We start from the raw sequence: 21,238 nt of genomic DNA on the forward strand, positions 1-21,238 counted from the left end.
GCTATGAGAAAAAATGTAATCATCACAACATTAGCAGCAGTTACTTTAATGCTTACTTCCTGCTCTTCCACAGAAGATGGGCAAGATGGTATAGCAGAAGTGCCAAGTATACCCCCGGGTTCTTTATTGACTCTGAAACCCGAAGTAGGAGGGCATAATCAGCCCAATCAGGTTTATGTAGATTTGAGGACCAATACCACGAAAGTAGTAAGAAGAGACTCTTGGGACTTTGGTTTTTACTGTGGCGAAGATTTCAGAGTAATACTTAATGGCTCTGTAAAAATGTCTACAAAAGCCCTTAACTCTACCAATATAGATGAGGTACAGTCAATAGATAACAGTATCCTGATTTCTTCCCCAGGTCCAAATACAACTGAGGTTACGAAAGCAAGTTTGGGCTATGTAGATAATCCATCAGGGAAGCTGAAAGAAGATAATGGGCAGAAGGGTTCAGGTACAGCCATAGCAGAAATCTCTGCGAACGATTCAGAAAATAAAGTCTATCTTGTAAGTATGGGTTATGAAATAAGCAATAAAAACCCACAGCCAGGCAGCATAGACCTTACAGGTGAGCATAGAGGCTGGAAGAAAATCCGAGTTCTGAAAAGGGCAAATGGATACCTCCTTCAATATGCCGACTTGGCAGATACCCAGCATAAAGAGTTCTTTATAGAAAAAGATTCGGAATACAATTTTAAGTTTTTCAGTATAAAGGCTAATAATACCGTAGATGTTCAGCCTAAGAAGAAAGACTGGGATTTGTGCTTTACTACAAACTATACATATACAGCATTGGTGGCAAATGCACCGTTTGATAAGCAGTTTGTTTATTTCTTCCCAGATCTTATTCAGCTCAATGTTCACGGAGGTGTAAGAGCAGCAGGTCTGCAAGTAGACAGATATGAAAAAGAAAAGATTTTTCAAGCTTATAATTTAGAAAAAGCAAATAAAATAGATTTTGAAACACCTAAGAGGATTAATCAAAACTTTATGGCTACTGCTTGGAGGAAAGGAGGGCTTGGAGAGACTGCCGTAGCTGAAGACTTAATCTTTGTAGTAAAAGATAGTGAGGGAAATAAGTATAAACTCATTTTCCGTGCTGTAAGTAGCGAGAGCGGAGAAAGAGGTCACCCTGTTTTCCAGTATGTATTATTAAAATAAATGTATAGGGGAGGAGCGCTTGTATGGGCTTTACTTCCCTCTTTGATATAAAGTCTAATTTTAAAACCATAAACAAATGAAATCAACGAAGTTTTTATTTCCCCTCATCCTTCTGCTGAGTTTCTTCACTTCGGTTGCAAGGGCGCAGTCATTATCAGAGGTTATTAATTCCAAAGACGCCGTCCTTGTAGATGTTCGCTCCGAAAAAGAGTTTGATGAAGGCAGTGTAAAAGGCGCTATCAATATCCCTGTCGATACCATTGATAAGCAAGTCTACCAGCTTAAAGGGAAGAAAGTCGTAGTTTTCTGCCGCTCTGGCAAGCGAGCAGAAAAGGCGTATCAAATCCTGAAAAAGCAAGGCGTGAATGTCTATAACGGCAAAACCGTAGATAATGTAAAGATGCTACAGAAGAGCAACATTATACAAAAGGTAAAGTTCCTAAAAGATAAGCCTTCGGTATTTGTAATAAAGTCTGGGAGCACCGCAAAGCAGGTGGCCGTAGCCCTCGGGAAAGATGCCGTATTGCCCAATCATACTACCTCCGAGCCTGCCCTTTTGGTAGTGCTTAGAGGCAAGGTGAAGTTCATCATCGCAGGGGAGGAAATCCTCCTCAATACCTATGATACCTATCACATCCCTGCTGATATAGAGCACGAGCTCGTAGGCTTAGACAAAGAAAACCTCTTTACTGTAACCAAAAGTAAGGACTGGTAGAGAGACTTTGATACTTTAAACTATAAAGTATAGAGTTTTGGTTAGTGGTACTCAACACTCTTTTAGTTTTGGTTGAGAAAGACTATCGGTAGCACCAAAGATGCTACCGATAGTCTTTTATAATATTTTCCAGAATAATCCCGAGGTTAATTACTCTATTCTAAGCTGTTTTTTCTATCCTCATATTATCGTTAATCGTAATGTAGCTAATGAAATCTACTTTTTACTCCAGCTTCCAGATGTGTTTCATTAGTTTATAGAATTTATGCTCGCGGTCGGTTACTTCATTATCTGCCTTGATGAGGGTTTTAGCAAAGTCAGCAAACTTGAGCCTCTCCTCTTCGGTAGAGTCGTCATAGAAGCAATGTGAGTGAAACTCAAAATGGTCTTTCCACTCCTCGGGTTGTAGCCGTGCAATAATGTCCAGCTCATTGTCAAGGTTGATTCTGAATGGAAATTCTTCTTCCAGATATTCTCGAATTTTTAATCCTTCCTCTGGTGAGAAGTGGTGATCTACAGCGGATAGAATCATCAACAGATGATAGCCAGCAATGGATTTATTAGATTTTTGTAGCATTATATTAATAGTTTTTCAGAGGTTGTTTATCTACTATTTTTCCTTTTTCTAATACAAGAACAAAAGGATTGGAGCGGGCAATCGTCTTGATAGCTGTACCGTCCATACTGAAATTCGTAAGCCCTTTAAAAGTATCCCCTTCTGGAGATACACCATAGATTTCTGAGTTTTTCTTTTTCAGTTCGCTGATTTTTGCAGAGTAATCTTTTATTTCCTTAGGGTTATAGCTAAAAATCAAGATCACTTTTTCCTTGTTTAGGATTTCCTCTGTGGCATCATTCTCATCTTTATCGCTGAGTTTAAACTTAGAAATCTCAGATTTATATCCCTCTTTCACGAGCTTGGAAATGGTTTTATCTTCAATAATTTCCCAAGGTGTGCCTTCTTCCCAGTATTCTTGTTTATTCACATAATCGTCTTGGTTTGCTTCTTTTTCCTCGCCTGTTTTGGTATTTTTCAGGGTATAATAGGTTTTGTATTCGGCAGGGTTTTTCTCTATTTTTTTTCTTTCAGCATTCAGGTCGGTACCGATTTTATAATCTCTAAAATCAATTAAAGGCTCACCATAAATCCCAGCTGAGGTTATAACGATAGTCCCCAAAAGCCCAATAAAAAAGAAGGCAAGTGCGAGTTTGTTCTTTTGTTCCTTTTCTTTTCTGTATCCAATCCATAAAATCAGCAGCCCGACAAGCAGGATAATATCCTTCCAGAAGCTCTGCCAAGGGGTGAATTTAATAGCATCACCAAAGCATCCACAGTCGGTTACCTTATCAAAATAGGCTGAATAGAAAGTGAGAAAAGCAAAGAATACGCAGAGTGCGATGAGCAGTGCTAATGATTTCTTTAAACAAAGTTTTATCACCAATGCCAGCCCTAAGAGAATCTCAAAGATGGCAACGAATATTGCCAAAGGCAGTGCATAGGTTTCCAGCAACGAGAGGTTAAAGACCGATGGTGAGAAATACTCCTCCAATTTGAATGAAAACCCTCTCGCATCAATGGTTTTCACAAATCCCGAGATAATGAAAATCACTCCAACGATGATTCTTAATGCGTCTTTCATATCTTATTTTTTAGATTCTTCGCTTGATTTTATAAGGCAGAATACCGCGTAGTTCAGCATATCAAAATAGTTGGCATCCAGACCTTCGGAGACGAGGGTTGCCCCGTTATTGTCCTCAATTTGTTTCGTCCTAAGAACTTTTTGGTAGATTAAATCGGTGATGGAAGACACCCGCATCTCCCGCCACGCTTCTCCATAGTCGTGGTTTTTCTTTTCCATCAGCAGTTGTGCTTCGCTTGCGTATTTGTCATACAGGTTTAGGATTTCCTCAGGGCTTTCATTCAGATTATCGGTCAGCCCTTTTTCCATCTGTATAAGCCCGATAATCGCGTAATTAACAATCGCGATAAACTCTCCTTCTTCGCTCTCATCTATCATTCTTTTGGCAGACATTTGCAGGGTGCGTATTCGGTTCACTTTTATGTAAATCTGATCCGTAATAGAGCTCGGTCTCAGCACGCGCCAGGCGACTCCATAGTCTTTCATTTTCTTTGAAAATAAATCACGGCACTCGGCTATGATTTTCTTAAACTGTTCAGAAGTTTTCTGCATAATCAATCTTTACGCCCCCAAAGATAGGCATTTTAAAGCATTCAGATTTATAGGTGGAGATTTAAAATAGCGCTTTATACAAAGTAATTGCACTCATTATAATAACGAGGATACTAATCGCGAGGGTCATCTTTTTTATCGGGAGGCGAGTGGTAAGCATTGCTGAGAAAGGCGCCGTAATAACCCCACCGAGCAATAGCCCGAGAATGATATTCCAATGCTGGGTTCCCAGTGTAAAGATAAAGGTAATGGCACTGGTGGTCGTGAGCAGGAATTTCAGGAATATGGAGCTCCCCACTACATATCTTGGGGTTCTACCATCTTTTATCAGCGAGCCTGTAACCAATGGCCCCCAGCCTCCGCCTGCAAATGAGTCAAGAAATCCCCCTACGAGCCCAAGCACTGGCAAATTACTCCTCTTGCGGTTGATATTCTGCCTCTTTCGCTGGTTCATAAGGGTACGGATGAAGATATTAACCCCGATAAACATCGTGTAGCCAGCCAGCAGAGGTTTCATTATTTTTCCGTATTCTTTATCGATAAAGTAAAGGGAGAATGAGCCCATCAGAGCGCCTAAGATGGCGTAAGGAGCAAGGGCTTTTACCAATTTCATATTGATATTTCTCAGCTTGTAATGGCTCGCTACGCCTGCAAATGTAGTAAAGGTCTGTGCAGAGTGTATGCTGGCACTGGCAACCGCTGGGCTCTGCCCGAGGAAGAGCAATATCGCGGTACAAATAGTCCCATAGCCCATTCCCATAGAACCTGCGACCATTTCCGCAAGGAAGCCCACGAGAAGCATCCAATAGAATATGCTGTGATCTCTGCCCAGAAAGTCCTTCACCTCTGGATAGAGCTCAAATTCGTAGATGGTGAGGAAGAACAATCCTGCAAAAACCATTATCCCGATAAGCGAAAGGTACATTGTAGCACGAATTTTCGCCATTTTGGTATAGGTGGTCATATATTCCAAAACCTCGTAAGGGTTCTGGTAATTTCTGGTGCCGGGTATGGTGCTTTGTACTTTATTAAGGATGAGTTTTTCCTTTGTGTTCTTATGTTTTGATGAAGGGGCAAGTTCGTCTATAATGATAATCTTATGCTTTTTTGCTAAGTGTATCAGGTTGATTTTCTCAGTCTCATCTTTCGTTAGGATGTACGCAATGTGCGCTTTCTCAAAGTCGCTATCGTTAGGTATGCCGGTGTGCAGGGTGGTATTGGGCATTTCTTCTGCGAAGTTCCTAAGGCTCTCCGTCTCTTCTGGGGCAAAGATTTGCAGGTCTTCCAAGTCTTTATCGTAGAGGAGGGGTAGCTCGTCCATAATAAGCTCTGGCTCCCCAATGATGAGCACCCTAAGGTATTCGGATTTTAATGACAAACGGATGTGTTTCCTCTGAGAATGTGGCATTATGATGTTTTAGCTTCCCCTGTATTGGGTGCGCAAATGTAGAAAATCTTTTTCATTCTTCGCACCGAGCTTTTGCCTAAAAAAAGAGAAGGCTTTTTGCCCTCTCTTTGTTGGTTTCTACCTCATCATCATCAGTGCACCTACGGTTGCATTGCTGGTTTCATCGATGAGGATGGCACTGCCCATCGTTTCATTTTCTTTAAAATCATCGTAGATAACGGGCGAGGCGGTGCGGAGCCTTATTTTAGCAATCTCGTTCAGCTTGAGGGTTCCGTCGGCAGGTACTTGCTCTAGGGTATTTACATCTATCTTGTATTCTATTTCTTTCACTATGGTTTTCAGGATTCTGCTTCGGTGCTGGAGGAGGCACTTACTGCCTTCCGAAAGCTCGCGTTTATCGAGCCAACAAACCAATGCTTCTACATCATTATTGATGAGAGGCTGGGTTTCATCGGCTTTAATGAAGAAATCTCCGCGAGAGATATCAATATCATCCTCGATGTGAAGCACCACAGGCTGATGAGCAAAGGCTTGCTCAACCTCCTCGCCCGCAGATTCTATCTTGCTGATGCGCGTCTTCTGCTCCTGCGGATAGATGATCACCTCGTCTCCCTTCGCATAAGTCCCTGAAATGATTTGCCCCGCATAACCTCTGTAATCGTGCAATTCTTCGGTTTGTGGTCTAATCACATATTGAACTTGAAACCTCGACTGCTCGTATTCCCTATGGCTGATTTCCACCGTTTCAAGGTAGTGCAGCAAGGATTCTCCCTTATACCAAGGCATCGCCTCAGAGGTATTCACGATATTATCGCCCACGAATGCCGAAATCGGGAAGAAGCTCACTTGCTGAAGTCCCAAACGATGAGCGATTTCCTGATAATCGGTTTTGATTTTTGTAAAGATATCTTCATCGTAATTCACCAGATCCATTTTATTCACTGCTACCACAACATTTTTGATATTGAGAAGCGAGGCTATGATGGAATGTCTGCGGGTTTGCTCGGTAACGCCATTTCTGGCATCAACGAGGATGATGATGAGCTCCGAGTTTGATGCGCCCGTAATCATATTTCGGGTGTATTGGATGTGCCCAGGGGCATCGGCGATGATGAATTTTCGTTTCGGTGTAGCGAAGTATCGGTACGCGATGTCTATCGTAATCCCCTGCTCGCGCTCGGCGCGCAGCCCGTCGGTCAAGATCGCGAGGTCTATTCCCTCTGCATTTTTGTTTTTAGACTGCTGTTCGAGTGCCTCGAGCTGGTCTGCCAAGATGCTCTTGCTATCGTACAAAAGCCTACCGATCAGGGTACTTTTCCCATCGTCCACGCTTCCTGCGGTGATAAATCTAAGTATATCCATTTCTTTATTGATTCAAATTTTTAATCCTGTCTGTCATTAAAATCTCTTTCTGTAGGAGAGTTTAGAAGTATCCGCCTTTCTTACGGTCTTCCATTGCAGCTTCGGTTACTTTATCATCTATCCTCGTTTCTCCCCGCTCGGAGATTCGCGATGCGGAGATTTCTGCCACTACTTCGTCGAGGGTTTTGGCGGAGCTTTCTACGGCAGCGGTGCAGGTCATATCGCCAACGGTTCGGTAGCGCACCTGCTTGCGGAGGATGCGGTCGCCCTCGTCTATTTGTATGTGTTCTGAAACCGCTATGAGACGGTTTTCGTGCTCGATTACTTCCCTTTCGTGGGCGAAGTATATCGAAGGCAGCGAGATGCGCTCGGCTTTGATGTAGCTCCATACATCGAGCTCCGTCCAATTACTTATCGGAAATACGCGGACATTCTCGCCTTTGTGGATTCTCCCATTGTAGATATTCCAGAGCTCTGGGCGCTGGAGTTTCGGGTCCCACTGACCGAATTCATCTCTCACCGAGAAGAATCGCTCTTTTGCTCGGGCTTTTTCTTCGTCTCTCCTCGCACCACCGATGCAGGCATCAAAGCCGAATTCTTCGATGGTATCAAGGAGGGTGTGGATTTGGAGCCAGTTTCTCGAGGCAAATTTACCTTTAGGTTCGGTGAGCCCTTTGGCTTTTATGGTGTCTTCCACATTTCGGATGATGAGCTCGGCACCGATGTTTTTTGCTAATTCATCGCGGAATTTGAGTGCTTCGGGGAAGTTGTGCCCCGTATCGATATGGACGAGTGGGAAGGGAATCTTCATCGGTGCGAAGGCTTTCATCGCGAGATGTACGAGGGTGATAGAGTCCTTCCCGCCGCTGAAGAGGAGGGCTGGGCGCTCGAACTGCGCAGCGACTTCGCGCATTATATAGATGCTCTCTGCTTCCAGCTGTTTTAAATGGTTGAATTGATGCTTTTCCATAATTTTATTCTATAGGCAGGTGTGGTGAAATTCTGCCGTTTGTTCTCTTGTTTTGTTCTTTTGATTAATGGGTATGAAGCCCGCATTCTTTCTTAGACTCTTCCCACCACCAGCGGCCTGCTCTGGGGTTTTCGCCTTCCATTATGGGGCGAGTGCAGGGCTGGCAGCCTACGCTGATGTAACCCTTACGGTGGAGGGGGAGGTCTTGTATTTTGTGTTCGGCGATATAGCTGAGGACCTCTTGATAAGTCCAACGGATGAGTGGATTGAATTTATAGAGGGTTCTCTCCTCATCCCACTCTATTATCGGTAGATTTTCGCGGTTCTCGCTTTGCTCTGCGCGGAGCCCTGTAACCCAGACTTCGGCACCTTTGAGGGCGCGGTTGAGGGGCTTTACCTTTCGGATAAAGCAGCATTCTTTCCTGTTCTCTACGGAATGATAGAAAGCATTAATGCCTTTTTCATTCACGAAGCGTTCTACATCCTCAGGGTCTGGGAAGAAGACTTTTATTTTGCCTTTGTATTTGGCATTGTTCATCGCGAGAAGCTCGTAATGCTCATTGAAGAGTCTCCCTGTATCAAGGGTGAAAACTTCTATAGGGATATCGTTTTTGAAGATAGCATCTGTGATGATCTGATCCTCCTGCCCGAGAGATGTGGAGAAAACGACCTTTCCAGTGGTTTTAGCAGCGATGTATCGCAGTGCTTCCACGAGGGGGAGTTCTTCCAGATGCTGTATATCGTCTTTTGTTATCTGCACAGGTTTTTGTACTAAATGTGGGCAAATTTGCGAAAAAAAAATGAATTGATTCCGCTAAAACCACCTATAGCTTTGAAATCATAAAAAGCACTGCTACCTGAAAAATCAAGTAGCAGCACCAGCGTATGAAACTATAAAAAATTAAATTATTTATCGATACTTCCCATTACTCTCTTCATAAAAGAGTTGAGGGCTTCTTTCTTGTCCATTCCTTTCTTAGTCATCTTATGAACCTCCATAGCACCGTACATATTAGATATAAGCTCGCCTATTACATCAAGCTCTTCATCTTTTAGAGCTGGGGCTTCGGTTAGGTTTTCTAATACCTCTAAGGTTTCTATGATGTAGTCCTCGTCATTCTCCTCAATAAACTGAGTGAGGTGCTTAATTACGGGTAATTTCATTGACTAATTCTGTTAGGTTTTCGGCTTTATTCGTTTGGAGCTCTCCTACGAGCTTACCTCCCACGAATGTAGCAAATGTGGGCAAGTTATTTACATTCGCCAGTTTGCGACTTTCTACGAACTGCTCGGCATCTACATAATAAAAGGGAATAGCTTCATTTTCGGAAGCGAGTTTTTTAAACTTCGGCTTCATAATTCGGCAGTTTCCACACCAGGAAGCACCGTATTGTACGACTACTTTATCGTTTTGAGCTACGATCTGCTGGAGATTGTCTTCTGTTAATTCAATGAACATAAAATAATGAGATTTAAATGAGATTAGTGTGTTGCTAAATATTCTGCGGTAGCGTTTCTATCAGCGCTCATAGCGTCTTTACCCTCTTCCCAGTTTGCAGGGCATACTTCGCCGTGCTTCTGAGTGTGAGTATAGGCATCTATAAGTCTTAAAAACTCTTTTACATTTCTTCCGAGAGGCATATCATTTACCGCTTCGTGGAAGATTTTTCCTGTTTCATCTACGAGGTAAGTAGCGCGGTAAGTAACATTAGAGCCGGAAAGGAGCTCGTTGCCTTCTTCATCATAATCGAAGTCCTGATCTACAATCCCAAGAGCATTTGCAAGCTGCCTATGCGTGTCTGCAAGGATAGGATAGGTTACGCCTTCTATTCCGCCCTGAGCTTTTGGGGTATTGAGCCAAGCGAAGTGTACTTCATTGGTGTCGCAAGAAGCACCGATTACTTTGGTATTTCTCTTTTCAAACTCTGCTAATGCTTCCTGGAAAGCGTGTAATTCCGTAGGACATACGAAAGTGAAATCCTTAGGATACCAGAACAAAAGTACTTTTTGTTGGTTTTTTACTGCCTCATCCAAGATATTAATTCTAAGATTGTCTCCCATTTCAGACATTGCATCTACTGTGATGTTTGGGAACTGTCTTCCTACTAATGACATAATTGATATAGTTTTTCGTTGATTTTAAATTTTACGGGGCAAAAGTACTTCAATACGGCTATCGTCAAAAGCAATCTTAATACATAAAATCTATATGAAATATTTCCTTTAAGTATGAAGTCTGAGAATAGCGATTGGCATTAGGAAAGATTGAAGTTTATATAAAAAAAATCAGGCTTTATCTGCCTGATTTCGCTTCTTCTGGTATCGGTTCTCCTTTTTCTATATGATTAAAGAGTGCCTGCGAGTAATGCACTCCGTTGAGCAATCCTCGAGCACCTAAGCCATTAAATACATAGAAGTTTTTATGTTCTTTATGCTGACCGAGTATTGGTTTTCTGTCTCTTGTCGTCGGTCGGAAGGCATATTCCACCCTTACAATCTCATAATCATCCCCCACGATTTCTTTCAGTCCGCTTTCCAATTGTTCTACGGCATTGGCATCAATCTGTTCAGTTTCATTTTCTCTGTCGTAAGTGCCGCCATAATAATATTCGCCATCGCTAAGCGGGAGGAGGAAGTGCTTCTTTTTAAAAGTCTTTTCCTGATTAAATCCATTGATTTTAATGCTGAGATGATGACCTTTATTTACAATAATAGGAATCTCTCGGAAGAAAGGATTGTTCCTAACGCCTATACCCTCAGCAAAAACAATCTTTGAGAAGTTGATATCTCCATACTGATTAGTTTCTGTATTGATTTTTGAGTGCTCAAACCTCTTTCTGATGAGCTGCCCTTTGCTTTCCAAATAATCAAAAAACGAAGAGAAGAAAAGAGGTACATCTATCCTAAAGGATTGCTCCACTACACCACAACCAAAAGGATTATTTACACCCTCCACTGCTACAAAACTGCGGTTGAGGAATACCGATAGATTTTCATCTTCTGATTTCTTCAGCCAGGTCTCTTTTTCTTTTTCATCGTGGAAGATGCGGTGTATAGGCTGGTCAATAAGCGTATCTTGCCCCGTGTAGGCTTCCATCTCGCCTAAAACTTTCCTCAACTCGGAGATTTGGCTAAGGGCATTATCAAAAGTGGTAAATTTCTTTAAGACTACGGGGTTTACCATACCTGCGGAGATGTTGGAAGCCGTCTTCCCTTCCTCTGCAAAGAGTATAAAAGAAATACCCTCCTGAATAAGCCTGTGTGCAAAAAATAATGCTGCAAAACCACCTCCTACAATAATGTATTCTACTTTTTTCATTGTAAATTAACTTATTTTTTTTCTTTTTTCTCTGTGCCGGGCTTTCCTTTTTTTGCAAGAAGGTCAGCGTAGTACTTGCGGCTGTTATTAATTACCGCTAAAAAGCTCTTGTAATACGGCTCGTCTCTCACTTCTGCTAATACAGCGATGTAGCTGGAGAGCTTCCTGTAAGTTTCTGCCAACTCCTGGCGCTGCTTCTTCGTATTATAGGTTTCTTTTTTCAGTGTTGATGACGAGCGCTTGCTAAACAGCTTGTCAAAAGCCTCATTAGAGGTCTCTACTTCAGTAACGAATTTACCAATGCCCAGCTCTTTCACGCTGTTCTTATAATCATCGGATTTAAGTTGCGAGATGAGGATGGATAGCTTTTTGGTTTCCTCTTCGTAGGATTCCTTTGCGAGGTTTTTATACTGGTTAAATAAAATTTTCAGTGAGTGGTAAGCCTTCTGCTCGGCTTCCTTTTTGGCGGTGCGATAGGGTTTAATGCTATCCTTTAAGGATTGTAGGTCGGCATCCCTTATCTTGTCAAGCTCTGCTATTTTTTTGGACTCGTCGTTGGCATAGACTTGCATCAGTGCCTTGTCGTAGGTCTCGCTTTGGGATTTTATGGTATCCAAAAGCCCTTTTGCATTAAGGTCTTGGTTTAAGTCCAGATTCGCCTTAGAAACATCTTCTAACAGGCGTGTGATGAACTGTGCAAACTCAGCATTTTGTAGTTTTGTAAGTAATAATTTTTGAAGTTTTGGTGTTTTCATAATGTTTATACTTTTTGTTTGATTAAAAAATTTTGATCCTATCCTGTGGAGCGGTTCCCTACCCTAAAGTAAAATTACTTTACCCTTGCGGAGCCCTTTTCCACCCTGAAATAGTTTTACTTCTTATCTGTGGAGTGGTTTTTTACCATAAAGTAAAATTGCTTTTCCCTTACGGAGTGGTTTTCTACCTTGAAGTAAATTTACTTTCCCAAAAAACAAAAAACATTTGCTCCGTATCTATCTGATACGGAGCAAATGTAATTAATAAAGTTTATATATAAAAAGAAATGAGGGAGGAAAGTTTAGGGGAAAGATGTTTTTTTGCTTTATGCAAGATAACCCTGCGAATTTGCAGGGCTATTCTTTTTATATTCTCTTAGTTAAGGATTTATTTTCCTTTATCTCTTCTCGATTTCTACTAAGAATCTCACATCATCAATCTCTATCTCATCGGTGTTTGAATTTATTTAAATACTCTTTTCTAATATATGCAGGTATTCTTTAGTAGAGGTGGCTTTATGATTTCTATTTTCTGTTTTATCTGCTTTGAATCTTTGATAGTCTGTTTCGAGGAAATTATATTTCCCATATTTTTCCATTATATCTCTTATAATAGCCAAAGGCATTAAGCCTTCATTATTATAACTTAAAAAAATATACTTAAACTGGGCGTTTTTTATGAGTTCTTCGAAAGCAAAAGCTACTTCATTCTTTTTGCAGAATCGAGATTTTTTATATTCTCGAAGTCCGGTTTTCCCTTTTGGGACAAAGTTATCATACTTAGCAATAGTATTTAGTAAATGATAATTAGCTCCGTATTCTCTAGTATTATAAGGTGGGTCGAGATAGATAATATCTCCTTGTATTCTTTTTATAAGGATATTACTATCTTCATTAAAAACCTGGTGTTGATTATCATTTAGAGTAAATAGGGCGGGTTCTAAAACAAGGTCTTTTTGAGCAGATTTTTTTATTTGTTTAAGAAAGGCGCCATATACGGAGGCTGTATTGGCAACTTTATCGGCACTTTCTATAAGGGATGCTAAAAGGAAATAATAAAGGTTCTGATTTTCTTTCCAAATTTCTATTTTTTGGCGTATAGCATCTATTTTTTTTCCATTACCTATCTTAAAATATTTTCTTCCAGCGTGTCCTCCTTCAGAATATTCATTAAATATAAAACCATCGATACCTTTTAGATTATTAAGTTCATCTATATAATGCTGGTATTGAATGGAGAGATGATTTTCTATATAATTTCTGTTGAGTACATAGCTATAATACTCTATATCATTACTGATGATTTTTTTGACTTCGGTCTTAAATATACGCCCAATAATACCTGTTCCAGCAAATAAATCACAAAATGTTTTAGCTGATAAATCCTCGCCTACAACAGATTTTATAGACTTATAGATAAAAGAAGAGAGTTTATATTTTGAACCGATGTAGTTCATTCAGTTTAATTATTATATAGTAAAATAATAAATGCCTGTGTTTTATATGTTCTTATTCCTCCATTTTGATGGTTATAATTAAAGGTAATTTGTAATGGAGTATCCAAAGAACTTCTGTCTATAAGTTCTCTAACTCGTAAGGGAGATATATTTTCATCTAAATAAACTATAAAAAGGCGAGGAGATGCACCAAACCTACCCTCATCTTGATATTTATATAAGTATTCAGCAACTTTTTCAGGAGAATTAATCGCTATTTCTCGCCAATTATTAAAATCTCTTTTAAATTCTTGAGTAGGGCTTTTAGCTACTTTTTGGTCATAGCTGATACCATCAATAAAAAAATCTACACCTCTACTATGAGATATCGTTGGGATAATATTTTCATTTTTCTGAAAAATTAATGTTTCCAGGAAGTCATTTCTTTCGGTATTAATCTCTTTAATTCTTCTATACTTTACAGCAGCTTCTTTTACTTTTTCGTCTTTTGTATTTCTATCAGAATTTTCAGAATTAAGACTTTGAACGAAATTATCAAATTGACCTTGTGAAAAAGGCCAACTAATATTTCCTAAGCCAAGATTTCTCCACTCAGAAATTAGGATATTAATATTATTTTCTCCTTCTAATCCTCTTAAATATTTAGGAGTATTTTTAAATATTTCTCTTAATTTATCTTTTGCTTCATCATAGTTCCAGATACGAACTATTTCATTATATACCTCACTTGATGATTTACGAGACCACATATTTCCATCATAGTTGAAATATGACAGAAATATGATAGCATTTTTCTTATTACCAAAAATCTTTTTTACAATTTCTTGGTTAATAGTCCTTCTTATATCTCTTATATCATTCATATAATTCATTTTCCCTTTACCTCTTCTCGATTTCTACTAAGAATCTCACATCATCAATCTCTATCTCATCAGCGTTGGTCAAATATTCAATAGCATTGATTTCATCCGCGAGAACTTCTGCCGAAATATAAGCCTGATTGTTCAGAATCTCTTTGATAAATGGATTTTTCATCTCCAAACTGATGGAAATCCTATCCGTAAGCTCGAAGCCTTTGTCTTTTCTAAGGTTCTGCACTCGGTTGACAAACTCTCTGGCAATGCCTTCGCCTTTTAGCTCGTCGGTGATGGTGATGTCAAGGGCAATAGTGGTCTTTCCTTCGCTTGCGACAGTCCAGCCTGGGATATCTTTCGCGGAAATCTCCACATCTTCTAATGTGATTTCATAACCTTGAACGACCGCCTTACCTGAGCTTTCCAGCTGTGCGATTTGTTCGTTTGAGAAGCCTTGTATCTCGCCAGCTACGGCTTTCATATCCTTGCCGAGCCTTGCGCCGAGGGCTTTGAAGTTTGGTTTTATCTGTTTCACGATAAGGTGTGCGGCTTCATCAGCGTTGATGAGCTGAAGTTCTTTTACATTTACCTCTTGTTTTATTAAATCTGCGACTGCCAAGATTTGCTCTTCCGTCTTTTTGTCGAGGACGGGGAGCATCACTTTTTGGAGTGGCTGGCGAACCTTGATGTTTTCCTTCTTACGAAGTGAGAATACCATTGAAGTAATGGTCTGTGCGAGATGCGTTTTCTCTACAAGGTCGGTGTCTATTTTTGTTTCGTCTGCCACTGGGAAATCAGACAAATGTACGCTCTCGGCTTTGTCTCTACCCGTTACGGCATTGAGGTCTTGGAACAATCTGTCCATAAAGAATGGAGCGATAGGTGCAGAAAGTTTTGCCACTACATCAAGACAAGTGTAGAGGGTCTGATAAGCCGAAATCTTGTCTTCCGAATAATCTCCTTTCCAGAAACGGCGGCGGCAAAGCCTTACATACCAGTTGGAGAGGTTGTCATTCACAAAAGTATTGATGGCTCTTGCCACTTTTGTAGGTTCGTAGTCTTCGTAGAAGGATTTTACTTCCTTAATGAGGAGATTCAGCTCTGATAAAATCCAGCGGTCGATCTCAGGGCGCTTGTCATTTGGTATATCAGCCTCCTCGTACTTGAAGCCATCTACATTGGCATAGAGGGCAAAGAAGGAGTAAGTGTTATACAGCGTTCCGAAGAATTTACGGCGTACCTCGTCGATTCCATCGATGTCAAATTTCAGGTTTTCCCAAGGGTTGGCATTGGAAATCATATACCAGCGCGTAGCATCTGGACCGTATTTCGCAAGCGTCTCAAAAGGATCTACGGCATTGCCCAACCTCTTAGACATTTTCTGTCCGTTTTTATCTAAAACCAATCCATTGGAAAGCACATTTTTATATGCTACCGAATCAAAAACTGTAGTGCCGATGGCGTGTAGTGTGTAGAACCAGCCGCGCGTTTGATCCACTCCCTCCGCGATGAAATCCGCAGGGTAGGCTTTGTTTTGGTCGATGAGTTCGCGGTTTTCAAAAGGATAATGAAGCTGAGCATAAGGCATAGCACCAGAATCAAACCACACATCGATAAGGTCGCTCTCTCGTTTCATCGGTTTTCCTGTTTCGGAAACCAAAATGATATTATCTACGATATTTTTATGGAGGTCGATCAGGTCATAATTCTCTTCGGACATATTTCCGATTTCAAACCCTTTGAAAGGATTTTCTGTCATTAGCCCAGCTGAGATGGATTTCTCGATTTCATTAATGAGTTCTTCCACAGAACCGATGATTTTTTCCTCTTTCAAGTCTTCGCTTCGCCAGATTGGGAGTGGGATACCCCAATACCTTGAGCGGGAGAGGTTCCAGTCGTTTACATTCTCTAACCAATTAGCGAAACGCCCTTCCCCCGTAGCTTTTGGCTTCCAGTTGATGCCCTTATTCAGTTCCACCAATCTATCTTTCACAGCAGTCATCTTCACGAACCAAGAATCCAGCGGATAGTACAATACGGGCTTATCGGTTCGCCAGCAGTGAGGGTAGGAGTGGGTATATTTCTCTACTTTGAAGGCTTTATTTTCGGTTTTAAGGAGAATGGCAAGCTCTACATCCCAAGATTTTTCTGGGGCAGAGCCATCGTCATAATATTCATTCTTAATGTATTTGCCAGCGAAGACTTCGGGTACATTTTCTCCCTTGATGAATCGCCCTTGAAGATCCACAAGAGGTACGAGATTGTCGTTTTCATCTTTTACGAGCATCGGTGGTACGCCTGCTTCTTTCGCTACGCGAGCGTCGTCTGCCCCGAATGTTGGTGCGGTATGCACCACCCCAGTTCCGTCTTCGGTGGTTACAAAGTCGCCTGCAATTACACGAAATGCCTTCTCTGGATTCTCCGCAGGGAGGAACCAAGGCACGAGCTGTTCGTAGGTAGTTTCCACCAAATCAGTGCCTTTAAATTCTGCTAAAATTTTGTATGGAATGACCTTAGATTCGGAGGTATAATGGGCAAAGTCTTCATCATTAGCTTCTGCAAATTTCTTCCCGAACTGTTTTGGAAGTAGCGTCTTAGCTAAAATAACATTTACAGGCTCAAAAGTATATTGATTGAAGGTTTTTACAAGTACATAGTCTATGTTTTCACCTATGGTAAGGGCGGTATTAGACGGCAATGTCCAAGGGGTAGTTGTCCAAGCGAGGATATGCACAGGCTCATTAGTGATGGAAGAGAGCTTCTCGGCTAAAACCTTTGAAAATTCCTTCACTTTAAATTGCGCCACCACAGTGGTATCGCTTACATCCCTATAAGTACCTGGCTGGTTCAGCTCGTGGGAAGAGAGCCCCGTTCCCGCTTTTGGGGAATACGGCTGTATGGTGTATCCTTTATAAAGTAAATTCTTATGATAGAGTTGCTTGAGGAGCCACCAAACCGACTCCATATATTTTGGTTTGTAGGTAATGTATGGGTTCTCGAGATCTACCCAGTAGCCGATTTTCTCCGTAAGGTCGTTCCAGATGTCGGTATAGCGCATCACGGCATTTCGGCAGGCTTGGTTGTAATCTTCCACAGAGATTTTTTTACCGATATCTTCTTTTGTGATGCCGAGTTCTTTCTCCACGCCGAGTTCTACGGGTAGCCCGTGAGTGTCCCAGCCTGCTTTACGGAAAACTTGCTTACCATTCTGTGTTTGGAATCGGCAGAAAATATCTTTTATGGTTCGTGCCATTACATGGTGAATGCCCGGCAGTCCATTTGCGGAAGGAGGACCTTCGTAGAAGACGAATTCTGGGTGTCCTTCGCGTATTTCTACGGATTTTTTAAAGGTATCGTTATTTTTCCAGTATGCTGCAACATTTTCTGCAACATCTATCAGGTCAAGGCTTTTATATTCGCTAAACTTTGCCATAAGAATGTTCTATTATAAGTGCGCGAATATAATAAAAATCATTGAAAAAAGAATAAATCGCTCTGTGTCTTATCTATATTTCATCAAGGGTGAGGGAGTAGGTTCTCCTGCGTTTGTGGTTTTCGGGATTGTAGTCTTTCCACAAGAGCTGTATGCTTTTATTCTCTTCGAGTTCGGGGTTGGTTTCGAGGAATTTTACACCTCTTTTCTTGAAGACATCGTAGATTTCTTTAAAGATAATGGAGGTAATGCCCTGCCGCTGATAGTCGGGGTGTATCCCGATGAGGTAGAAATTCGCCCTATCGTTTTTCCTTCCTGCTTGCAGGAAATGCCACCATCCGAAAGGGAAGAGCTTGCCATTCGCTTTTTGCAAGGCTTTTGAGTAAGACGGCATCGTGATGGCAAACGAAATCAGCTCGCCTTTGGCGTTTTCTATGCAGATGATAAAGTCCTTATCAATAAAACTGAAGTATTTTTCTTTATAGGTTTTTATCTGCTCATCGGTGATGGGGGTATAGGTAGAGAGGTTTTTATAGGTCTCATCGAGGAGTTTAAACATCGGTTCTACGAAAGGCAGTATCTCTCTTTTGTTTTTAAATTTAAGGACGCGGAGCTTGTGCTTCTCAAGGACAAGGTCATTAAATTTGAGGATTTTCTCATTCAGCTGATCGGGGAAGGCTATTTCAAACTCCACCCATTTTTTCTCTTTGCTCAGTCCGAGCTTTTCCAGATGCTCGGGGTAGTAGCTGTGGTTATAAATACCAATCATCGTTGCCAATCGATCAAACCCTTTGGTCAGCATTCCCGCTTTATCGAGGTTTGTAAAGCCCATTGGACCTTCAATCTTTGCGATGCCCTTTTCTCTTGCATAGTTCTTTACGGTTTCAAAGAGCGCTTTGGATACTTCAATATCATCAATGAAATCGAGCCAGCCGAATCTCACCTTGTGAATCCCCAGCTCCTCCGCTTCTTTATGGTTGATGATAACGGCAACTCGCCCCACTACTTTCTCGCCTTTCAATGCGAGGAATTGCTTTGCCTCCGAGTAGGCATAGGCGGGGTTTTCCTTCGGGTTCCAGATGTTCTTCTCATCATTAATGAGTGGGGGTACGAAGTACGGATTGCCCTTATATAAGTCCATTGGAAACTTAATAAATGCCATTAAATCTTTGCTATTTTTAACCTCTTTAATGGTAATTTTTTTCTCCATAACCTTTAAAACTAAGTTGCAAATATAGCATATTCTGCCATTGTTTAGGTTATCAAGGGCATTTACTGCCCTGTAATCAATAATATATCTTAATATATAATTAGGTGTGAGGAGAGGTGGAATTTCTTTTCTTTGAAAATTTAAAAAGTATTCTAAATATTTTTTTGTTAAACCAAAATAAACTGTAGTGAAAATTCTGTGTTTCAATTTATAGAAATATAACAATTCTAATTTTTTTTTCTGAAAATTGAAATCAGTTTAATTTTTCAAATTTACTTTTTGGCTAAAGAGTAGCAGCATTTTTACAAGTGAAAATCTTATGCAGAATTACAGGAATTTAGTAAAAAAAACATGAAAAACGAGGAAACTTTTTTTTTATTTTAGTTTTTTAGTTTACATTTGCAGCCTCATTATGGCAAAGAAAGATCATTTTATAGAAAAAGTCTCTCATCTTTTCATTGAATATGGAGCAAAAACCTTTACTATGGACGACATAGCGAAGGAGTTTTCTATGTCTAAAAAAACACTCTATCAGCAGTTCAAAAACAAAGACGAACTCTTAGAAGCAGTGCTGGACTTCCAGCTGGAGCAAATGTCTAAGGGACTCCTCCTTCATATAAAAAATACGGATACCAACCCCATCCAAAAATTCTTGATGCGAGAGGAAAAGCTCAACGAAATGACGGAGGCAAATAAAAATGCCTTTATCAAACAGCTGAAAAAGTACTATCCCGAGCTCTATAACAGGCAAGTGATAAAAATAACCGAAGTAATCTCTGAGATTCTGATAAACAATATAGAAAAAGGAAGGGCAGAAGGGCTGTATAGAACCGATTTTGATGCCGAACAGTATGCGAAATACTTCCTCCTGCTCGCATTCTCTTATGATGAATCCCCAATTCTGGAAAAGGAGCAGGAAGACCATAACCTCCGCAGATGTGAGTACTCAGAGAGTATTATCAACTTCTACCTCGATGCCATTATGACCGAAAAGGGAAGGGAGGTCTTCCAGAAAAGTAAAAAAGAAATTAATCTATAAACCTAATATATTAATGATAAAAGGAAATATAATCCAAATGAGCCTTGCGGCAGTGCTACTGACTACAGCGCTTTCAGCACAGAGCAGTAGGGAGCTCAGCCTCTCGGAAGCGATAAGCTATGCACTCCAGCATAAAGCCGATGCAGAGAAAGCCCAGCTTAATATTAAAAATGCCGATGCACAAATTACCGAAGCCAAGGCTGGTGCACTCCCAAAGCTCAATGCAAGCAGTACTACGACCTATAACCCTATTTTACAGGAGATGGTGATCCCGAGTTTTATAGACCCTACACAAACGCTAAAACTCACAATGGGGCAGAAATGGACCTCTTCAAATAGCCTCGCTCTGCAGCAGGCATTGTTTAATCAGGCAGTATTCGTAGGGCTTAAAGCTGCGAAATCTACCCGTGAGTTTTATATTATCAATGCTCAACTTACAGAAGAGCAGATTATAGAAAAAGTTGCCAATGCCTATTATCAGGTCTATCAAGCCGAGCAGATGCTCAGCAACTTGGATGATAACCTCGCTATCACTGAGCAGACGAATACCATCATTAAAGGATTGTATGATGCTGGGCTTGCAAAAAAGATAGACTATGATAGAACTCAAGTGGCGCTTAATAATCTGAAATCTACACGAAATCAGCTTGTGAATACGGTTTCTCTCAGTGAGAATGCCCTTAAATTTATTATCGGAATGCCAATGGAAGAAAGCGTGAAGCTACCTGCATCTGCTTTTGACCCACAGCTTATAGAGGTGGAAGAAACTCAGCTATCGGAACGCACAGAACTGAAAGTATTAGGCAAGCAGCTCGAGCTTTTAGACTGGAAAAAGAGAGCTACAGAGGCACAGTATTACCCTACGGCAAGCCTTAGTGCGAATTATACTTGGTATGGTCAGGGCTCTAAATTCCCTTGGTGGAATGGTAGTAAAAATGGAGTATACTGGTCAGATATCGCTTCTATTTCTCTAAATATTACGGTTCCTATTTTCAATGGTTTTGCGATAAAGTCTAAAGTAGAGCAGAGCAAGATAGAAATTCAGAAAGCACAGGCAGACCTCAGAGATACTCAGCTTGCTTTGGATATGAGCTTTAAGAATGCCAAGACGCAATTGGAAAATTCAGCCATCGCCATCAGTACTCAAGAGGAAAATGTAAAACTTGCAGAAGAGGTTCTCTCAAATATCAGAAACAATTATAAGTTTGGTCTGGCATCTCTCAATGATATTTTGGATGCGGAGAAAGATTTAGCAAGTGCTAAGAACAACCTCACGAAATCCAAACTCGATTATAAACTTGCAGAGATTCAATTATTAAAATCTCAAGGAAAACTCAAAACATTATCTAACTAAATATCATAT

The 21,238-nt window shown here is 40.7% G+C and carries 20 protein-coding genes; 4 read left to right on the top strand and 16 right to left on the bottom strand.

Annotated features, from left to right (window positions below; translation table 11 throughout):
- The first annotated feature begins 3 nt into the window (after nucleotides 1-3).
- Entirely contained in the window at nucleotides 4-1,161 is a 1,158-nt protein-coding gene (locus DBX24_RS06140; RefSeq protein ID WP_160224310.1) for an HmuY family protein, read from the top strand.
- Nucleotides 1,162-1,237: 76 nt separating this feature from the next.
- Nucleotides 1,238-1,876 (top strand): rhodanese-like domain-containing protein, encoded by a 639-nt coding sequence (locus tag DBX24_RS06145; protein ID WP_160224311.1) that lies wholly within the window; start codon nucleotides 1,238-1,240, stop codon nucleotides 1,874-1,876.
- 223 nt (nucleotides 1,877-2,099) lie between these two features.
- On the opposite strand, the gene DBX24_RS06150 is transcribed toward DBX24_RS06145, so the two are convergent.
- The 16 genes from DBX24_RS06150 to DBX24_RS06225 all read right to left on the bottom strand — a co-directional run bounded on the left by DBX24_RS06150 (nucleotide 2,100) and on the right by DBX24_RS06225 (nucleotide 18,836).
- A complete protein-coding gene (locus tag DBX24_RS06150) occupies nucleotides 2,100-2,453 on the bottom strand; it encodes a tellurite resistance TerB family protein (protein WP_160224312.1) in 354 nt (117 codons plus the stop codon).
- A gap of 4 nt (nucleotides 2,454-2,457) precedes the next feature.
- Nucleotides 2,458-3,516, bottom strand: coding sequence for a BT_3928 family protein (locus DBX24_RS06155; RefSeq protein WP_160224313.1), 1,059 nt, complete (start codon nucleotides 3,514-3,516; stop codon nucleotides 2,458-2,460).
- Between the two features lie 3 nt (nucleotides 3,517-3,519).
- Nucleotides 3,520-4,068 (bottom strand): DUF1599 domain-containing protein, encoded by a 549-nt coding sequence (locus DBX24_RS06160; protein ID WP_160224314.1) that lies wholly within the window; start codon nucleotides 4,066-4,068, stop codon nucleotides 3,520-3,522.
- A 61-nt stretch (nucleotides 4,069-4,129) separates the two neighbouring features.
- The gene (locus tag DBX24_RS06165; RefSeq protein ID WP_160224315.1) at nucleotides 4,130-5,476 is read right to left on the bottom strand and encodes a sulfite exporter TauE/SafE family protein; all 1,347 of its coding nucleotides are present in this window, start codon (nucleotides 5,474-5,476) and stop codon (nucleotides 4,130-4,132) included.
- A 117-nt stretch (nucleotides 5,477-5,593) separates the two neighbouring features.
- A complete protein-coding gene (locus DBX24_RS06170) occupies nucleotides 5,594-6,838 on the bottom strand; it encodes a sulfate adenylyltransferase subunit 1 (RefSeq protein ID WP_120489486.1) in 1,245 nt (414 codons plus the stop codon).
- A gap of 61 nt (nucleotides 6,839-6,899) precedes the next feature.
- Entirely contained in the window at nucleotides 6,900-7,808 is a 909-nt protein-coding gene (cysD, locus tag DBX24_RS06175) for a sulfate adenylyltransferase subunit CysD (RefSeq protein ID WP_160224316.1), read from the bottom strand.
- Nucleotides 7,809-7,872: 64 nt separating this feature from the next.
- Nucleotides 7,873-8,568 carry a phosphoadenylyl-sulfate reductase gene (locus tag DBX24_RS06180; protein ID WP_120489484.1) on the bottom strand — a complete coding sequence of 232 codons (696 nt, stop codon included), beginning with the start codon at nucleotides 8,566-8,568 and terminating at the stop codon, nucleotides 7,873-7,875.
- Nucleotides 8,569-8,714: 146 nt separating this feature from the next.
- The gene (locus DBX24_RS06185) at nucleotides 8,715-8,972 is read right to left on the bottom strand and encodes a DUF6952 family protein (protein WP_120489483.1); all 258 of its coding nucleotides are present in this window, start codon (nucleotides 8,970-8,972) and stop codon (nucleotides 8,715-8,717) included.
- Complete coding sequence (locus tag DBX24_RS06190; RefSeq protein ID WP_120489482.1) at nucleotides 8,953-9,267, bottom strand: thioredoxin family protein; 315 nt, start codon at nucleotides 9,265-9,267, stop codon at nucleotides 8,953-8,955. Before DBX24_RS06190 ends, DBX24_RS06185 begins: the two co-directional genes overlap by 20 nt.
- A 23-nt stretch (nucleotides 9,268-9,290) precedes the next feature.
- On the bottom strand, nucleotides 9,291-9,923 hold the full coding sequence (locus DBX24_RS06195) for a peroxiredoxin (RefSeq protein WP_120489481.1): 633 nt from the start codon (nucleotides 9,921-9,923) through the stop codon (nucleotides 9,291-9,293).
- A gap of 178 nt (nucleotides 9,924-10,101) precedes the next feature.
- Nucleotides 10,102-11,127 carry an NAD(P)/FAD-dependent oxidoreductase gene (locus tag DBX24_RS06200; RefSeq protein ID WP_160224317.1) on the bottom strand — a complete coding sequence of 342 codons (1,026 nt, stop codon included), beginning with the start codon at nucleotides 11,125-11,127 and terminating at the stop codon, nucleotides 10,102-10,104.
- Between the two features lie 11 nt (nucleotides 11,128-11,138).
- On the bottom strand, nucleotides 11,139-11,882 hold the full coding sequence (locus DBX24_RS06205) for a DUF6261 family protein (protein WP_160224318.1): 744 nt from the start codon (nucleotides 11,880-11,882) through the stop codon (nucleotides 11,139-11,141).
- Between the two features lie 467 nt (nucleotides 11,883-12,349).
- Nucleotides 12,350-13,339 carry a DNA adenine methylase gene (locus DBX24_RS06210; protein WP_160224319.1) on the bottom strand — a complete coding sequence of 330 codons (990 nt, stop codon included), beginning with the start codon at nucleotides 13,337-13,339 and terminating at the stop codon, nucleotides 12,350-12,352.
- Between the two features lie 5 nt (nucleotides 13,340-13,344).
- The gene (locus DBX24_RS06215) at nucleotides 13,345-14,202 is read right to left on the bottom strand and encodes a hypothetical protein (protein WP_160224320.1); all 858 of its coding nucleotides are present in this window, start codon (nucleotides 14,200-14,202) and stop codon (nucleotides 13,345-13,347) included.
- Between the two features lie 16 nt (nucleotides 14,203-14,218).
- Nucleotides 14,219-17,626 carry an isoleucine--tRNA ligase gene (gene ileS, locus DBX24_RS06220; protein WP_160224321.1) on the bottom strand — a complete coding sequence of 1,136 codons (3,408 nt, stop codon included), beginning with the start codon at nucleotides 17,624-17,626 and terminating at the stop codon, nucleotides 14,219-14,221.
- Between the two features lie 73 nt (nucleotides 17,627-17,699).
- Entirely contained in the window at nucleotides 17,700-18,836 is a 1,137-nt protein-coding gene (locus DBX24_RS06225) for a GNAT family N-acetyltransferase (protein WP_120489738.1), read from the bottom strand.
- Nucleotides 18,837-19,248: 412 nt separating this feature from the next.
- Between DBX24_RS06225 and DBX24_RS06230 the strand changes: the two genes are divergently transcribed.
- A complete protein-coding gene (locus DBX24_RS06230; RefSeq protein ID WP_120489478.1) occupies nucleotides 19,249-19,875 on the top strand; it encodes a TetR/AcrR family transcriptional regulator in 627 nt (208 codons plus the stop codon).
- 13 nt (nucleotides 19,876-19,888) lie between these two features.
- A complete protein-coding gene (locus DBX24_RS06235) occupies nucleotides 19,889-21,229 on the top strand; it encodes a TolC family protein (RefSeq protein ID WP_160224322.1) in 1,341 nt (446 codons plus the stop codon).
- Nucleotides 21,230-21,238 lie beyond the last annotated feature (9 nt).

The sequence above is a fragment of the Bergeyella cardium genome, from assembly GCF_009914665.1.
Classification (GTDB): Bacteria; Bacteroidota; Bacteroidia; order Flavobacteriales; family Weeksellaceae; genus Bergeyella_A; species Bergeyella_A cardium.

Excerpts from the sequence above, each read along its gene's own strand:
- DBX24_RS06140 (WP_160224310.1), top strand. The coding sequence starts at position 4 with ATGAGAAAAAATGTAATCATCACAACATTAGCAGCAGTTACTTTAATG.
- DBX24_RS06145 (WP_160224311.1), top strand. The coding sequence starts at position 1,238 with ATGAAATCAACGAAGTTTTTATTTCCCCTCATCCTTCTGCTGAGTTTC.
- DBX24_RS06150 (WP_160224312.1), bottom strand. The coding sequence starts at position 2,453 with ATGCTACAAAAATCTAATAAATCCATTGCTGGCTATCATCTGTTGATG.
- DBX24_RS06155 (WP_160224313.1), bottom strand. The coding sequence starts at position 3,516 with ATGAAAGACGCATTAAGAATCATCGTTGGAGTGATTTTCATTATCTCG.
- DBX24_RS06160 (WP_160224314.1), bottom strand. The coding sequence starts at position 4,068 with ATGCAGAAAACTTCTGAACAGTTTAAGAAAATCATAGCCGAGTGCCGT.
- DBX24_RS06165 (WP_160224315.1), bottom strand. The coding sequence starts at position 5,476 with ATGCCACATTCTCAGAGGAAACACATCCGTTTGTCATTAAAATCCGAA.
- DBX24_RS06170 (WP_120489486.1), bottom strand. The coding sequence starts at position 6,838 with ATGGATATACTTAGATTTATCACCGCAGGAAGCGTGGACGATGGGAAA.
- cysD (WP_160224316.1), bottom strand. The coding sequence starts at position 7,808 with ATGGAAAAGCATCAATTCAACCATTTAAAACAGCTGGAAGCAGAGAGC.
- DBX24_RS06185 (WP_120489483.1), bottom strand. The coding sequence starts at position 8,972 with ATGAAATTACCCGTAATTAAGCACCTCACTCAGTTTATTGAGGAGAAT.
- DBX24_RS06190 (WP_120489482.1), bottom strand. The coding sequence starts at position 9,267 with ATGTTCATTGAATTAACAGAAGACAATCTCCAGCAGATCGTAGCTCAA.
- DBX24_RS06195 (WP_120489481.1), bottom strand. The coding sequence starts at position 9,923 with ATGTCATTAGTAGGAAGACAGTTCCCAAACATCACAGTAGATGCAATG.
- DBX24_RS06200 (WP_160224317.1), bottom strand. The coding sequence starts at position 11,127 with ATGAAAAAAGTAGAATACATTATTGTAGGAGGTGGTTTTGCAGCATTA.
- DBX24_RS06205 (WP_160224318.1), bottom strand. The coding sequence starts at position 11,882 with ATGAAAACACCAAAACTTCAAAAATTATTACTTACAAAACTACAAAAT.
- DBX24_RS06210 (WP_160224319.1), bottom strand. The coding sequence starts at position 13,339 with ATGAACTACATCGGTTCAAAATATAAACTCTCTTCTTTTATCTATAAG.
- DBX24_RS06215 (WP_160224320.1), bottom strand. The coding sequence starts at position 14,202 with ATGAATGATATAAGAGATATAAGAAGGACTATTAACCAAGAAATTGTA.
- ileS (WP_160224321.1), bottom strand. The coding sequence starts at position 17,626 with ATGGCAAAGTTTAGCGAATATAAAAGCCTTGACCTGATAGATGTTGCA.
- DBX24_RS06225 (WP_120489738.1), bottom strand. The coding sequence starts at position 18,836 with ATGGAGAAAAAAATTACCATTAAAGAGGTTAAAAATAGCAAAGATTTA.
- DBX24_RS06230 (WP_120489478.1), top strand. The coding sequence starts at position 19,249 with ATGGCAAAGAAAGATCATTTTATAGAAAAAGTCTCTCATCTTTTCATT.
- DBX24_RS06235 (WP_160224322.1), top strand. The coding sequence starts at position 19,889 with ATGATAAAAGGAAATATAATCCAAATGAGCCTTGCGGCAGTGCTACTG.